This window comes from Leptolyngbya sp. AN02str (assembly GCF_050565595.1).
In the GTDB taxonomy this organism is placed as follows: domain Bacteria; phylum Cyanobacteriota; class Cyanobacteriia; order Elainellales; family Elainellaceae; genus Kaiparowitsia.
Map to the genome: position 1 here is coordinate 29,795 of NZ_JBNXVR010000008.1, position 15,686 is coordinate 45,480.

Genomic DNA, 15,686 nt, shown 5'->3' on the forward strand with positions numbered 1-15,686 from the left:
CAACCCTGAATCTATCGTTCAATCGGGAAATTTCCCAACGTCATTGAGAGTTAGCTAAAACAGCATTTTTAGGGAGTTCTTGAGTAATGCCAAAGCCTCTTCGTATTCTTTATGCTGCCGGTCATGGAAATGTTATCGGCACCTACAAACACTGGAGCGAAGAGAAAGATGATCCATCTCAAGTTTCTGTTACCTACTCTGGGCAATTTTTTGACGTGTGCCGCAATCTAAATGCTGAGGCCTGGGTGATTGCAGCGCGGGAAGACCGAGAAACCATTCAAGGCCAAAACATTGTTGTAGAGCATCGGCCTCTTCCATTTCCAAAAGCGAGTGGTCTTGCCTATCATGTCGGCCAACTCTTATATGGACTGGGAATTATTCGCTCAGCGCTGCAGTTTCATGCAGATGCAGTAATTGTGGTGGAAGGAACAACTCACTGGTTTATTTTGAGCTTGCTATCCTTAGCCGGTATCCAAGTTGTTCCCTCATTACACTGTTTGTTATGGCGAAAATTCATTCCGATTTCAAAAAAGGAACGAATTCTGTTTGCGTTTGATCGGTATCTTTTTTCCAGATTTTGCTCTGCAATTTTAGTGGTCTCAGATGACATTGCACACCAGGTTAAAGAGCTAACGAACGGTCAAAATAAGCCAATTTTTCGGTTCACGCCAATCTATCGCCCTGATCGGTTTGAGGGAGTTCCTAAGCCGAGTCTTGAACGATCTCCATTTCGGGTGTTGTACGTTGGCCGAGTTGAAGCGGAAAAGGGTGTATTTGATTTGGTAGAGGTGGCAAAGAGCCTGCGTGAGCAAGGTCGACACGATATTGTTTTTGACATTTGTGGCGATGGCTCAAGCCTGGAACAATTGCGAGCCAGCGTACAAGCAGCTGGACTCGAAGATGTGTTCCATTGCTACGGTTATTGCAATTACACCCAAATGCGTGAACGATTTGCCCAATCGCATGTGGTAATTGTGCCAACGCGAGCGGATTTTATTGAAGGCTTCAATAAGGTTGTGGTTGAAGGGGTGTTGTCGGGTCGCCCTGTGATTACTTCGGCGGTATGCCCTGCTCTTGCATCTGTGCAAGATGCTGTGGTTGAAGTTCCAGTGAATCAAACAATGGGCTACCGAGATGCGATTGTGCAGCTGTGTGATGATACCGAACTGTATGCTCAAAAGATGAAAAGCTGTGTGGCTTTGCAAGGGCAATTCTATGATGCCGCGAAAGGCTGGGGTGCGATCGCCTATTCCGTCATGAAACGGATTCAAGATAAACAACAGTTTGAAATATCAGAATTAGATGAACTTTCAGCTTCTGTTCTGAAATAGCAATGAATGATGGAAAAGGAACGTAAGGCTTACATTTAATTTCAGTTAGAGATGGCGTCATTTCATGCCCAATGTCCATCTCATCCTACATGAAATTTTAACCATAGATATCGTGCTGAGTTGATGACATCACTCATGTTCAAATATTGGGAGGAGATATGGTAATGGATGGTTTGAATATTAGTTTTGTCTGTTGTATTGAATCTGGATGGCTAGAAGAACAAACCATCCGGATGGTTGAAAGCTTGCGTCGATGGGGTGGCCGCATGGCCAACGCCCCTGTCTATGCGGTAACACCACGATTTGGACCTCCTTTGTCTAGCAGAACGCACCAAGAGCTAGAGCGGTTGAATGTGACCCATCTGCGATTTCAAGCGGCAAATAAATATGCTTGGAAAAGCTTTCTGAATAAGCACTACGCCTTGGCTGCTGTTGAAGAAATTTGCAACACGGACTTCGTTGCGTGGCTCGATAGCGATCTTTTGATCGTGGACGAGCCGACGGAGTTGTTTTTGCAGGATGACGAGGACTTTGCAGCCTGTGCCCCCGACAAAAATATTGGTACGTCTGGCCCAGAGGATCCGTTCAACGAGTATTGGACGGTTGTGTGTCGCGAGTTGGGTATGGATCTTGAAGATTTGCCCTGGGTGGAAACGCATCGCGAAGGCGCACGAATTCGTCTTTATTGGAACAGTGGTGTGTTTGTGTACCGTCGCTCTACTGGCTTTGCGAAGCCTCATTTAGAAATGACGGTTCGGTTAATGGATTCTCATATTGCCTCCAAGCATGCAGGGGTATACTTCACCCAGCACACGCTAGGTTTAGCCATGGTGAAGATGGGGCTGAGATGGCGGCCCTTGTCCCATTCCCACAATTATGGATTGGGCAGCAAAACGGTTGCGCTGTGGAATCATCCCGATGCATTAAAGGCTGCGAAGATTCTGCATTATCACGATGCGATGTGGCCTAACTTTTGGAATCAGCTCTTGGACGCATTGCAGCCCACACAGCCTGAAGTGGCTGCTTGGCTGGAGTCGCTCGGCCCTGTGAAAAACGATGCACCGCCACAGTGGCGCTTGTTGACCAAGGGGTTAGAGATTTCGAGGAAGCGCAAGGCGAAAACCTATCAAGAAATGTGTAAAGTGATTTGATTTTGGGCATTGTAATGCTGGGTCTGCTGATGGCTAAGGCCAAGCTAGCCATGAATGGTGGAGGTGGTGTTGCAAAAGTATTTCGTCGCGAGTGTGTCACATGTGGCTGACCTCTTCTTTCCCGAATGAATGCGGGCGATCGCTGTTCAGATATTGCTGTTCAGAATTCAGTGAGCCAGTTAACGAAAATCCCTCCACCAAACTTGCCAAGCAAGATTCAGAAATCAGGATGTTTGAATTGTTCGCTTTAAGATTTTTCAGCTAGTCATGACGAATTTTGCAGAGGCCAACATGTCGCTTCAACTGCTTGTGGTAATCGTAAATTACCGAACTCCAGCGTTGACGATTGATTGCTTGCGATCGCTCAAAGACGAAGTACAGGCCATGTCCACCGTTCAGGTTGTCGTGACCGATAACGACTCGGGAGATGATTCCATCAACCAAATTCAGAGGGCGATCGCCCAAGGGGGATGGGGTGATTGGGTGACCATGATGCCGCTCGAACGCAACGGCGGGTTCGCCTACGGAAACAACGCTGCCATTCGTCCGTACCTACAGGCGGGTACGCTGCCACCCTATGTGCTGCTCCTCAACCCCGATACCGTGGTTCGGCCCAATGCCTTGCGATCGCTCGTCAACTTTATGGATCAGCATCCCACCGTGGGAATTGCCGGCAGCCGACTAGAAGATCCCGACACAACTCCCCAATGTTCTGCCTTTCGATTTCACACCCTATTTAGCGAAATTGACTCAAGCATTCGCCTAGGGTTTGTCTCTAATATGCTGAAGCGCTGGATTGTGGCTCCGCCCGTTGTCGATGAAGCCTGCCAAACCGACTGGGTCGCAGGAGCCAGTATGATCATCCGTCGAGATGTGTTCGAAACTGTGGGCCTGATGGACGAGGCCTACTTCATGTATTACGAAGAAATGGACTTTTGCTTGCAGGCAAATCGCGCCGGATGGCCCTGTTGGTATGTGCCCCAAAGCCGGATTGTGCACTTAGTGGGTCAAAGCTCAGGCGTGACCAACACCAAGAGTCCGGCAAAGCGTAGACCCCAGTATTGGTTTGATTCTCGTCGCCGCTATTTTCTCAAAAACTACGGCTGGTTTTATACCGCGTTGGCAGATACGGTTTGGGCAGTTGGATTTGCTTTATGGCGGGTGCGCCGCCTGATTCAGCAAAAGCCTGATTCTGATCCCCCTCAACTGCTCAACGATTTTATTCGCAATAGTATTTTCTTTCGCGGGGGAGTGATTGGTCCCGCCAAGATTGGGTAGCTGGCCCAACTATGCAGCAATGTGCATATAACTTAAGTCGGTTGTAAGGATAGGTGTATGGTGATTTCAGAGCAGATGTCGGGGCAGGCGCTTCCGGTGAATGAGCCGTCGCTGTCGCTGTGGCAGCAAATTCGGGAAGATTGGGCTGCCCATGGTCGTGATTGGACAAAGCCGGGCTTTCGTGCGGTTGCTGTACACCGGTTTGGAGTATGGCGCATGACAATTCAGCCGAAGCTGCTGCGGGCTCCCTTCAGCATGCTGTATCGATCGCTTTATCGCAAAGTGCGCAATACCTATGGCATTGACCTACCCTACACGGTCAAGCTAGGCCGTCGCGTCATTATTGAACATCAGGGTGCCATCATTATTCATGGGTATTCCAGCATTGGTGATGACAGTATTATTCGCCAGGGGGTAACGTTGGGAAACCGCTACCTTGATCGTCCCTTAGAAGCACCCCAACTCGGCTGTAGGGTGAACGTAGGCGCGGGTGCCAAGCTGCTTGGGGGCATTGCGCTGGGAGATGGCGTCAATATTGGGGCCAATGCAGTGGTGTTGATGGATATTCCTGCCGGAAAAACTGCAGTCGGAATTCCTGCTAAAATCATCAATCCTTAAGCTTCTTTGGAGCCTTGGACTCAAATGGTTCAAGCCCTTTGATGGATTTGGCTCGATGATTTGACTTGATCAGGACTTACGCATTTGTGGTGTGGTGGGGTGCGAAGCACCCCACCCACAACACAAACACACCAGATTTAGTGGACTTGCGTAAGTCCATTTGATATTGACTCGATGATTTGACAAAGGGATGTGCGATTTTAGTCCCGATAATGAAAGCTGAATCGCTTGATGGTTGGGTAGCTGACTGTCAGGCGATTTGACGTATTGGGCGATCGCCACAGTTGTCCAAAACCTGACGTGGCTCAGTTGATCAGGATGCCATTGGGGTGCTGCTTCACAACGCTCCCCACAGATGTAAACCACTACCATGCGATCGCTTCCAGAAAACCGTCAGTGCTGAATAGACTGAAGCACCCAGGTTTGCGTGCGTAACGCAAACACCAGAAAGGGCTGTGTTGAGGGTTGTGCACCGCGAAACTCCCAAATAAGACCTTAACAAGGCCTTAACTGAAACTGCCGTTAAAAGATGACGCATTACGGGAGCAAATTGAAGATGACACCAATGGTGAAATAATTCGTGATGCTCGATACAGCTTTGAAAAAATGCTGAGTTTGGGGAATGTCGAGCGGAAACAATATCGATTTGACTCAGGAAAATTGACGGAAGGGTATGACAGGTTTATGGATGGTATAAAAATGTTGCTGCTCATTCATGCGGCATGATGTGTTGATAAAGACGTTATGGTGTTTCCAATTTGGGGAATTCTAAATTTGAGATTGCTATGCGACTAGCCAATATCTGCTTAAAATGTTGCTCTAGTGAATGATGGGTTGGCTTCTGCCAAGCATGTGTCGGAACTCAGTGAGAGGATTTTGATGAACGTTATCTCTACAGAAATTCCTGATGTACTCATTATCGAACCTAGAGTATTTGGAGATGAGCGGGGCTTTTTCTTCGAAAGTTTTAACGAGAAAGTATTTCTTGATAAGGCTGATAATTCAGTTCGGTTTGTACAAGATAACCACTCTCGATCGTGTCGCAATGTCTTACGAGGCTTGCATTACCAGATTCAGCAGCCTCAGGGCAAGCTCGTGCGTGCTGTGGTTGGCACCATTTACGATGTGGCGGTCGATATTCGCAGATCATCTCCCACGTTTGGTATGTGGGTTGGCTATGAACTAAGCGCTGAAAATAAGCGCCAGCTTTGGGTTCCGGCTGGGTTTGCCCATGGTTTTTTGGTGCTGTCGGATGTTGCAGAAGTGCTGTACAAAACGACCGATTACTATGCTCCGCAGTATGAGCGATGCATTGTATGGAATGATCCCGATTTGGCGATCGCTTGGCCAACTGATGAGCCTCCCATTTTATCGACGAAAGATCAGGCCGGAAGCTTGCTCACCGCTGCAGAGGTGTTTGCATGAGCCGCATTTTAATTACGGGAGCACAGGGGCAAGTGGGAGCTGAGCTGCAGCGATCGCTTGCATCGTTGGGAGATGTGATTGCTGCTGGTCGAGATAGGGTTGACTTGTCGCAGCCCGAACAATTGCGGGCAACCTTGCGCGAGCTACAGCCCAACCTGATTGTGAATGCAGCGGCCTATACCGCCGTCGATAAGGCAGAGACGGATGTTTCGGTGGCCAATGTTGTGAATGGAACTGCCCCCACCATCTTGGCGGAAGAAGCCTGTGCCTTGGGTGCATCGCTCATTCATATTTCAACGGACTATGTGTTTGACGGGCAAAAGAATACGCCCTATCTCGAAGATGATCAGCCCAACCCGACTGGGTCGTATGCCAAGTCGAAATGGCTGGGAGAGGTGGGAATTCAGCAAGTGTTTAAGCACGCTCAAGCTGATAGCTTGCCGCCGTTTTTCATTATGCGAACGGCCTGGGTGTATGGCACTCAAGGGCCAGGTAATTTTGTGAAGACGATGCTGCGGCTTGGGGCCGAACGCGAGGAACTGCGGGTCGTGGCTGACCAGGTGGGCAGCCCCACATGGGCTAAAGATTTGGCTGATGCGATCGCGGTGTTTTCGTCTCGTTGCTTGCCGGGCTCAACAGAGATCGCGCCTGGGTCTGGAATCTACCACTACACCAACAGCGGGGTCACCAGTTGGTATGACTTTGCGATCGCCATTTTTGAAGAGGCGCGCAGCCTGGGGGTACCTATGAAGGTGCAGCGTGTGTTGCCAATTACAACGGCAGAGTATCCTACTCCTGCCAAGCGCCCGGCGTATTCTGTTCTTTCTGGAAAAAAAGTTGCAATGGTGCTGGGCGAACATGCTCCGCACTGGCGGCAAAGTCTCAGGCAAATGCTCACCGAGTTCTACGCACATAACTTATGAAAGCAATTGTTCTATCGGGCGGTAAAGGGACGCGCTTGCGTCCTCTCACGTACACGGGAGCGAAGCAACTGGTGCCAGTGGCCAATAAGCCAATTCTCTGGTACGGGCTGGAGGCGATCGCCGCGGCGGGAATTACAGAAATCGGAATCATCATTAGCCCTGAAACGGGTGAAGAAGTCAAGGCCAAAACGGGTGATGGTAGCCAGTTTGGCGCGAATATTACCTACATTTTGCAAGAGCATCCAGCCGGACTGGCCCACGCCGTCAAAATTGCGCAGCCTTTCCTGGGGGATACCCCGTTTGTCATGTACTTGGGCGACAACCTGGTAGAAGGAACCCTAGAACCGTTGGTAGATCAGTTCAAATCTAATACCTTGGATGCCCTGACCCTGTTGCGGGAAGTGGAAAACCCCACGGCGTTTGGGGTGGCTGAGGTGGATGCTCAAGGACGCATTTTGCGCTTGGTGGAAAAGCCTAAAGTGCCGCCGTCTAATCTGGCATTGGTGGGTGTGTACTTATTCTCGAATGCGATTCATGATGCGATCGCCCAAATTCAACCCTCGGCTCGAGGCGAGTTGGAAATTACCGATGCGATTCAAAAATTAATTGACCTTGAGCGCAAGGTCGAAGCCTATCAACTCAGGGGATGGTGGCTGGATACCGGAAAGAAAGACGATTTGCTCGAAGCGAATCGCATCATCTTAGATACCTGTTTGCAGTGCCGCATCTTTGGCGAGATCGATGCTCCCAGCCAAGTCATTGGCCGAGTTGAGATTGGCAAAGGGACCAAAATCATCAACAGTACCATTCGTGGACCGGTCACTATCGGCGACAACTGCCACATTGAAAACTGTTTCATTGGTCCCTATAGCAGCATTGCCAGCGACGTGACGCTGATTGATGCTGATTTAGAACACAGTGTGATTTTGCAAGGCGCACAGGTTTTAAATATTCATCAGCGCATTGTGGATAGTGTGATTGGTCAGCGGGCATTCTTAAAAGAAGCACAAAAGCGTCCAAAAGCGCTTCGCTTCATGATTGGTGACGATTGTCAAATTGAGCTTTCGTCGTAGCGTCTACCGTTGGCAATTTCTTTCATAACTTTACCCTTAACCTTTTCCCGCTATGCGTGTTCTTCTTCTTGCTGATGTTTGCAATCCAGACTGGCCGTCGCTGCCGATTGTGGGCTACAAGTATGCCAAGGCGATCGCCAATCATGCCGACGTAGTAGTCGCAACTCAAATTCGCAACCAGCCCAATATTACTCGCGATGGCTTAGGAAGCGCCGAGGTTGTGTACCTCGACACGGAAAAGATTGCAGCGCCCATTAGCAAGCTGGCGGCCAAGCTTCGCGGCGGCCCACAAAAGGCTTGGACATTGCAGATGGCGATGGATTATCCAACCTATTTGGCGTTTGAGTGGTACGCATGGCAACGGTTTAAGCAAGAGCTAAAGGCGGGTGAGTTCGATTTGGTTCACCGGATTACGCCGATGACACCAACGCTGCCGAGCCTCATGGCGTCGCGCAGTCCGGTGCCGTTTGTGCTGGGGCCGCTGAACGGCAACTTACCCTGGCCGAGCGCCTTCCAGGCCGAGCTAAAGCGGGAAAAGGAATGGCTGAGCAAGTTTCGCAAGTTTTACAAATGGCTGCCGTTTTATCGCTCAACCTATGGGCGATCGCAGGCCGTTTTAGGCGCGTTTGACCATACCATTTCCGACTTTCCCCGCTCGATTTTGGATCAGGTGATCAACGTTCCTGAGGTGGGGATTGACCCTGAGGTCTTTTCGCCAACAGTGCGACCCAAGCGCGATCGCATGACGATTTTGTATGCGGGACGATTGGTGCCCTATAAGCTGCCAGAAGTGGTGGTGCAGGCGTTTGCCAAGAGTCCTCTGTTGCAGCAGCATCGACTGGTGATTGCAGGCGACGGACCAGAGCGGCCACGCTTGGAGCGGGTGATTGCCGACCACAACCTATCGCACTGTGTGGAGTTGGTGGGTCATCAGCCCCAGGCCAAAATTGGTGAACTGATGCGCGAAGCTGAGATCTTTGCCTTCCCTTCCATTCGCGAGCTGGGGGCGGGCGTGGTGGTGGAGGCGATGGCCTGCGGCATGGCCTGTGTCGTGGTGGACTACGGTGGCCCCGCAACCTTGATTGGAGCCGATCGCGGCGTAAAAGTGCCTTTGGGCACGTTCGACACCATCGTGGATCGGTTTGTTCAAGAAATGGAGGGATTAGTCGTTGATCCCACTCGGGTTCGCCAGTTGGGCCAAACTGCCTACGAACATGCAATGACCTACTATTCTTGGGATGCGAAAGCGCGCAAAACCCTGGAGATTTATGATTGGGTGCTAGGCAAGACCTCGGCAAAGCCGAACTTTTGGGAACAGCCTCGGTGGGAACAAAACCCGGAACAGCCAAATTTATTTCAAGAGGTGTGATGACTGAGATGCAAGCGAACTCTTCTGGCGATCGCGCTCCCCGTCGAATTTTGATTACGGGTGGTGCTGGCTTTATTGGCTCCAACTTTGTGCATCACTGGTGCGAGCAGTATCCGGGCGATCGCGTGGTGGTGCTGGATGCGCTGACCTATGCCGGAAATCGCAAAACCTTGGCCTCGTTGGAAGGCGGCGACAATTTTCGGTTTGTGCAGGGAGACATTTGCGATCGCCCCTTAATTGATGTGCTGTTGCAGGAAGAAGCGATCGATACGGTAGCCCACTTTGCCGCGGAATCTCATGTGGATCGCTCGATTTTGGGGCCGGGTGCGTTTGTGCAAACCAACGTGGTGGGAACGTTCACGCTGTTGGAGGCGTTTCGTCAGTACTGGCTCTCGGCCAACAAGCCGGAATCCTACCGCTTTCTGCATGTTTCGACCGACGAGGTGTATGGCAGCTTAGGCCCAACCGATCCCGCCTTTAGCGAAACCACACCCTACACGCCCAATAGTCCCTATTCGGCCTCCAAAGCGGGTAGTGATCACTTGGCACGGGCCTACTTCCATACCTATGGAATGCCCACCATTATCACCAACTGTTCCAACAATTACGGGCCGTACCATTTCCCCGAAAAGCTGATTCCCCTCATGTGCATTAACATTTTGATGGGCAAGCCGCTACCCGTGTATGGCGATGGGCAGAATGTGCGGGATTGGCTGTACGTGCGCGATCACTGCCGTGCGCTGGACTTGGTTATCCACAAGGCGGCACCAGGCGAAACCTACAATGTGGGCGGTAACAACGAGGCCAAGAATCTGGATCTCGTTCACTTACTCTGCGACCTGATGGATGAGCTGGCCCCAGAATTGCCCGTGCGTCCGGCCAAGGAACTGATCACGTTTGTGACCGATCGCCCAGGCCACGATCGCCGCTATGCCATTGATGCAACCAAAATTCGCACCGAGTTGGGCTGGACTCCGCTAGAAACGGTTGAGTCGGGTCTGCGGAAAACGGTGCAGTGGTACCTCGACAACCGCGACTGGTGGCAACCCCTGTTATCGGAAGAGTATCAGGCGTATTATCAACAGGTTTACGCTGCAGCGGCCAAATAGAGTGGGTGATTTCGGGGTGTGCTGTTGATTGCAGTGCACCCCGAAATCCTTGGAACGAGCCGGACTGATGCAAGGCGTACAGAATTCTGATGGTTTGGGGGATGATATTTGGTGGGCATTGCCTATGAAATATCAATCACGGCGTAAGCCCGAACAAGATGAGGAGAGGTGGAATGCTGGGAGTCGTAGCGATTGGGCGCAATGAGGGCGATCGCCTGCGTCGATGTTTGGAATCGTTGGTTGGGCAGGCGACTCAGATTGTGTATGTGGATTCTGGCTCGACCGATGGCAGTGTTGACCTAGCGCGATCGCTGGGGGTGGACGTGGTGGAGCTGGATTTATCTATTCCATTTACGGCGGCACGGGCTCGCAATGCCGGATTCATCCGCTTAATGCAGCTCAATCCCCGCTTAGAATTTGTGCAGTTTGTCGATGGTGACTGCGAAGTCGCCGCAGGTTGGCTGGCAACTGCAGAGCGATTTCTGCGTGATAATTCTCGATTTGCGGTCGTTTGTGGGCGGCGGCGCGAGCGCTTTCCTCAAGCCACAAGGTACAACCTGCTGTGCGACATTGAGTGGAACACGCCTGTGGGCGAAGCCAAAGCCTGTGGCGGCGATGCCCTGATGCGAGTTGCATCGGTACAGCAGGTAAATGGATTTAATTCTGGCTTGATTGCAGGTGAGGAACCAGAACTGTGTGTGCGGTTGCGGAGGCAAGGGTGGAAGATTTATCGGCTGGATGCAGAAATGACGCTGCACGATGCCCAAATGACGAAATTTGGCCAGTGGTGGAAGCGATCGCAGCGGGCGGGGCATGCCTTCGCTGAAGGGTCGTACATGCACGGCGCGCCACCCGAGCGGCACTGGGTCAAAGAAACGCGCAGCAATTGGCTGTGGGGCTTGGTGGTGCCAGTCGTAGCTGTATTTTTGGCAATTCCGACCTATGGCCTCAGCCTTCTGTTGTTCTTGGCTTATCCCTTGTTGATGTTGCGCATTTCGCGCTATATGCAGCGCCAGGGCTATCCCGCAAACGAGGCAAGGCTCTATGCCCTGTTTTGCATGGTGGGCAAGGTTCCTAATGCGCTAGGGCAACTACAGTTTGTCTGGAATCATCGCATGGGGCAGCGCAGCCGATTGATTGAGTACAAGAGCTAAGGGTGGCTTGGTCATGGTCTAGGTGTATGGTTGTTTGTTGCGAAAGTGGTACATCGCATTTTCTGCAGCAAACAACACACCCATTGGAAACACGACCGTTGGCCTTATGCGACCCTAAAAGTTTTGGTTAAGGTACTGTAAGATGCCACGGGCAACCGCCTGGGCAAGCAAAGCTCGGTAGCGTTCGTCCTGCATTCGAGGTGCATCTTCGGCTCCCGTGACAAACCCTAATTCCACGAGGGTGGCAGGCATAGAGGTTCGACGGATGACATAAAACCGAGCCGCTCGCGCACCTCGACTCGGTGAACCTGTCGCTTCGATCAGACTGTCTTGAATGGTTTGTGCCAGCGGTTGGCCCCGTGCTGAGGAATAGAAAGTTTCAATGCCGTTGACATCGGGACGGCTCATGCTAATCGCATTGGCATGAATACTGACAAAAATGGTGGCCCGCGCCTGTTCGGCAATGCGAACTCGTGGTTCCAGATCCAGGGTGCGGTTGTCGGTGCGGGTGAGGACGACCCGGGCTCCTGCCTGTTCTAACAGCGCAGCCACCTGGGGCACTACGCTGTTCACTACCTGAATTTCCTGCAAGCCGCCAATGCCCACAGCTCCGGGATCGCGACCGCCATGACCCGGATCGAGCACAATGGTCAATCCTCGATTCCGCAATTCCTGCAATCGAATGGGGGGCGGGGCATTGCTGGGTTGCCAATGAGCGCGAGCAAGGGGAATGGTGAGGGTGGGCGATCGCGTCCCAAATCGGCCTTCGGCTTCGGGCAGTTGCCGCACTTGCACATCCCGCGCCAGCTCAAATTCCAGTTCTACCGTGCCATCGTTTTCTTGGGCATTGAGTTGCAGAATGCGGCTGCTGCGGTTGAAGTCGATGCGGTTGGCTCCGCGGGCCAACTGCGTATTGGGAAACGTGATGCGATAGCGGGTGTTGTTCTGTTGCTCGATGGTGTATTCCAACGGGCCGCTGCCCTGAATTTGCAGAGATGCGCCGTCGTTGCTGAGGGCGATCGCGGTGATAACGGGCGCAACAGCAGGTCGCTCGGCTGGTGCCGGGCGGGTTGGTTGGGGGGTTGGCTGGGAAACTGGTCGGGGATCTGGCCGAGGAGATGCATCCAAATTTGGGGCTGGGGTTGGCACGGCAATCGGCTCGGACGCGGGTTGTGGAGTAGGGCTGGGTGATGGTGCAGTGGCAATGCGCCCCGGCAACAGCACAATGCCTCCTCCCAGCGGGCTAACGCTCGCTTGCCAGTTGGCGTTGGGTTCCGCCAGTTCCAAAATGATGCGGGTGGTGGGAGGCGTGCGGTCATCCTGCGTGTAGCGAATCCGCTCTACCCCAAAGCGATCGCTCTCTTCTTCTTGATTGAGCAATCGAGCTGGCAGGGCCGTATCGCGTAGCTCAACCACAATACGGCGATCGCGACGCTCGGGGCGAACTCGAATGCGGGGGGCTGCTCCCGTGGTGCGGATAAAGAATCCATCTCCCGTCACGCTAATCTCTTGAATCTGCGTGGGCGCATTGGCAGATGGGGCACTATTGCGATTGCGGAAAGTGCGGGCGGGTGGATTCACCTCGATTGAATCAGAGTCCGAAGTCTCTGCAATGTCATTAGATTCGGCCCGTTGAAGCGGAGGTAGCTGAACTTCCCAATTGGTTGGCGACAAGCCACGAAAGCTCACTCCATTGGGATCTAGTGTGTACCCAGGTTCTAGCTCAACAACAATACGGGCCATGGAACGCTCAACTTGCCCAACCCGTACTTCGCGAATGCCGTTGCCACCTGGCTGGTTGCGCTGTCCCCCCGATAACACCACACCGGGCAAATCAATTACTAAGCGGGTAGGATCAAAAATGAGCTGGGCGCGGGGCTGGACTCCAGCCTGGGTGGTAAACGTGAGTCGATTGCTGCGATCGCTGTACTGCCAGGACTGCAAACTGTTGGCTGTGGCCGGTAAAGCTGCAAGCAGCGCGATCGCCAGTCCCAATACGTTCGATGCCAGCCAATGAACCTTCAAATAGCCATCTCCGCATTTACCTAACCAGAGCAGAATACCAGAGCAAGGGAACACCTGGAAAAGCGGATGCCCAATCTTTTTGTCAACAACATTTCCTTGCGCAGAGAGGATGCTCAAATAGATGCCTGGAATGGATGTCTGGAATACCAGTTGTAACCCTGTCCCTGTGATTGGATTAAGCCATTCAGTAGAGATCGAACGTTTGGAAAAAAATCTGGTTACGATAACCCGTGTGAGCGAAGAATGCGGAGAAAGCTATGACTCAGAGCCTGCTGGAACAGCTACGTCAAATGACGATTGTGGTGGCCGATACGGGAGATATTCAAGCCATCGAAAAATTTACTCCTCGGGATGCAACGACAAACCCCTCGCTCATTACTGCGGCGGCCCAAATGCCTGAATATCAGGAAATTGTGGATGAAACGCTGCTAAAGGCGAAAGCAGAGCTGGGTGACGGGGCTTCGCAGCAAGATGTGGCAACGCTGGCTTTTGATCGGTTAGCGGTGGCCTTTGGGCTTAAGATTTTGCAAATTGTGCCGGGTCGGGTGTCAACGGAGGTGGATGCGCGCCTGTCCTACGATACGGAAGCGACGGTGGAAAAGGGGCGATCGCTCATTGCCCAATATGAGGCTGCTGGGGTCTCGCGCGATCGCGTGCTGATCAAGATTGCATCAACTTGGGAAGGCATCCGTGCGGCTGAGATTTTGGAGAAGGAGGGGATTCACTGCAACCTCACGCTGCTGTTTGGCCTGCACCAGGCGATCGCCTGTGCCGAAGCGGGAGTGACGCTGATTTCTCCCTTTGTGGGCCGTATTTTGGATTGGTTCAAAGCCAAGACGGGGCAAGACTACACAGCGGTCGAAGATCCAGGCGTTGTTTCGGTGACGCAAATCTACAACTATTACAAGAAATTTGGCTATAAAACTGAGGTGATGGGAGCTAGCTTCCGCAACATTGGCGAAATTACCGAATTGGCCGGGTGCGACCTACTCACCATTTCGCCCAAGCTGCTGGAGCAGTTGAACAGCACCGAGGCCGATCTACCCCGCAAGCTCGACGCTGCCAAGGCTGAAACCATGGACATTGAAAAGTTGACGATGGACAAAGCCACCTTCGACGCTATGCACGCCGAAGATCCCATGGCATCCGAAAAACTGGAGGAAGGCATTACTGGCTTTACCAAAGCGCTGGAAACGCTGGAAACGCTTCTGGCCGAACGGCTGCGGCGGTTAGAAGATGAGAGTGCAGGTGCCCACATTGCCGAAAACCTGTTCAAGGTATACGACCTGGATGGAGATGGTTTTATTACTCGCGAAGAGTGGATGGGGGCCGATGTGGTGTTTGATGCGTTGGACTCCAATCATGACGGCAAAATTACGCCGGAGGAAATGATGGCTGGATTGGGTGCGGCAATTCTGACGAAAGCGTAAGGCTGCGTTTCAGTGCTGTTTAGGGCAAGTCTCAAGCGATGTGCCCTAAACAGCACCCAAGGTTTGAATTGCTCAGGGTCGAATCGGGGTGCGCGACAAGCGGGTGCAAAAAACGATGTCTGACCTCACTGGGTGTTTGGTATATGTAAAGTTATATAAAGTGGCTGATTGCGCCGAATGGGCGATCGCCCATTTCCAATGATTGAGAAAAAGAAAGCACCCATGATGAGACGAACTGCTGCCGTAGCCCACGTGGTGATTGCCGTTGCGATCGCCCTATTCACCTGGATTATGCCAACTAGCCCTGCGATCGCCTTGGGCGGGCCGCAACCAGAACTGTCGCAGCCTGCACCCGAATTTTCCCTATTGGCAAACACCGGTGAGCAAGAGATTTCGCTGCAAGACTATCGGGGGCAGTGGGTTGTGGTGTACTTCTATCCCAAAGATTTCACTTCGGGCTGCACCTTAGAAGCGCGGCGCTTTCAGCAAGATTTGCCGGAATACCAAGCGCGAAATACCCAAGTCTTGGGCATTAGCGTGGATGATGTGGATACCCATGCAGAGTTTTGTGACTCTGAAGGATTGCGGTTTCCGCTACTGGCCGATACCACTGGTGCGGTGAGCAAAGCCTATGGGTCTTGGTTAAGTGGGCGATCGCTGCGGCATACCTACATCATTGATCCGGATGGAGTGTTGCGTGAGCGCTTTTTGGGTGTGGTGCCTAGTGTCCACAGCCAGGAAGTATTAGCTCGGCTAGATGAATTGCAGCAAGCGGAATCATAAGGGCGATCGGGCTGTTC

13 protein-coding genes are annotated in these 15,686 nt (G+C 52.2%); 12 read left to right on the top strand and 1 reads right to left on the bottom strand.

Going from position 1 to position 15,686, the window contains the following annotated elements; genetic code table 11:
* Positions 1 to 86 precede the first annotated feature (86 nt).
* The 10 genes from ACQ4M4_RS08065 (at position 87) to ACQ4M4_RS08110 (ending at position 11,431) form a co-directional block, all read left to right on the top strand.
* Entirely contained in the window at positions 87 to 1,331 is a 1,245-nt protein-coding gene (locus ACQ4M4_RS08065) for a glycosyltransferase family 4 protein (RefSeq protein WP_430683968.1), read from the top strand.
* 164 nt (positions 1,332 to 1,495) lie between these two features.
* Entirely contained in the window at positions 1,496 to 2,482 is a 987-nt protein-coding gene (locus tag ACQ4M4_RS08070) for a hypothetical protein (RefSeq protein WP_430683969.1), read from the top strand.
* A gap of 267 nt (positions 2,483 to 2,749) precedes the next feature.
* Entirely contained in the window at positions 2,750 to 3,760 is a 1,011-nt protein-coding gene (locus ACQ4M4_RS08075; RefSeq protein WP_430683970.1) for a glycosyltransferase family 2 protein, read from the top strand.
* Positions 3,761 to 3,817: 57 nt separating this feature from the next.
* Complete coding sequence (locus ACQ4M4_RS08080; protein WP_430683971.1) at positions 3,818 to 4,378, top strand: serine O-acetyltransferase; 561 nt, start codon at positions 3,818 to 3,820, stop codon at positions 4,376 to 4,378.
* An 879-nt stretch (positions 4,379 to 5,257) separates the two neighbouring features.
* Positions 5,258 to 5,803, top strand: coding sequence for a dTDP-4-dehydrorhamnose 3,5-epimerase (rfbC, locus tag ACQ4M4_RS08085; RefSeq protein ID WP_430683972.1), 546 nt, complete (start codon positions 5,258 to 5,260; stop codon positions 5,801 to 5,803).
* The gene (gene rfbD, locus ACQ4M4_RS08090; protein WP_430683973.1) at positions 5,800 to 6,726 is read left to right on the top strand and encodes a dTDP-4-dehydrorhamnose reductase; all 927 of its coding nucleotides are present in this window, start codon (positions 5,800 to 5,802) and stop codon (positions 6,724 to 6,726) included. Before rfbC ends, rfbD begins: the two co-directional genes overlap by 4 nt.
* The gene (locus ACQ4M4_RS08095; protein ID WP_430683974.1) at positions 6,723 to 7,799 is read left to right on the top strand and encodes a glucose-1-phosphate thymidylyltransferase; all 1,077 of its coding nucleotides are present in this window, start codon (positions 6,723 to 6,725) and stop codon (positions 7,797 to 7,799) included. Before rfbD ends, ACQ4M4_RS08095 begins: the two co-directional genes overlap by 4 nt.
* A 52-nt stretch (positions 7,800 to 7,851) precedes the next feature.
* Complete coding sequence (locus ACQ4M4_RS08100; protein ID WP_430683975.1) at positions 7,852 to 9,168, top strand: glycosyltransferase family 4 protein; 1,317 nt, start codon at positions 7,852 to 7,854, stop codon at positions 9,166 to 9,168.
* Entirely contained in the window at positions 9,168 to 10,277 is a 1,110-nt protein-coding gene (rfbB, locus tag ACQ4M4_RS08105; protein WP_430683976.1) for a dTDP-glucose 4,6-dehydratase, read from the top strand. Before ACQ4M4_RS08100 ends, rfbB begins: the two co-directional genes overlap by 1 nt.
* 173 nt (positions 10,278 to 10,450) lie before the next feature.
* On the top strand, positions 10,451 to 11,431 hold the full coding sequence (locus tag ACQ4M4_RS08110) for a glycosyltransferase (RefSeq protein ID WP_430683977.1): 981 nt from the start codon (positions 10,451 to 10,453) through the stop codon (positions 11,429 to 11,431).
* A 114-nt stretch (positions 11,432 to 11,545) separates the two neighbouring features.
* Here the strand turns inward: ACQ4M4_RS08110 and ACQ4M4_RS08115 are convergent, their stop codons facing one another.
* Positions 11,546 to 13,456: an N-acetylmuramoyl-L-alanine amidase gene (locus ACQ4M4_RS08115; protein WP_430683978.1), complete on the bottom strand. Its 1,911-nt coding sequence runs from the start codon at positions 13,454 to 13,456 to the stop codon at positions 11,546 to 11,548.
* A gap of 257 nt (positions 13,457 to 13,713) precedes the next feature.
* On the opposite strand from ACQ4M4_RS08115, the gene ACQ4M4_RS08120 reads away from it, so the two are divergent.
* Positions 13,714 to 14,886: a transaldolase gene (locus ACQ4M4_RS08120; RefSeq protein WP_430683979.1), complete on the top strand. Its 1,173-nt coding sequence runs from the start codon at positions 13,714 to 13,716 to the stop codon at positions 14,884 to 14,886.
* Between the two features lie 222 nt (positions 14,887 to 15,108).
* The gene (locus tag ACQ4M4_RS08125) at positions 15,109 to 15,669 is read left to right on the top strand and encodes a peroxiredoxin (protein ID WP_430683980.1); all 561 of its coding nucleotides are present in this window, start codon (positions 15,109 to 15,111) and stop codon (positions 15,667 to 15,669) included.
* The last annotated feature ends 17 nt before the right edge of the window (positions 15,670 to 15,686 follow it).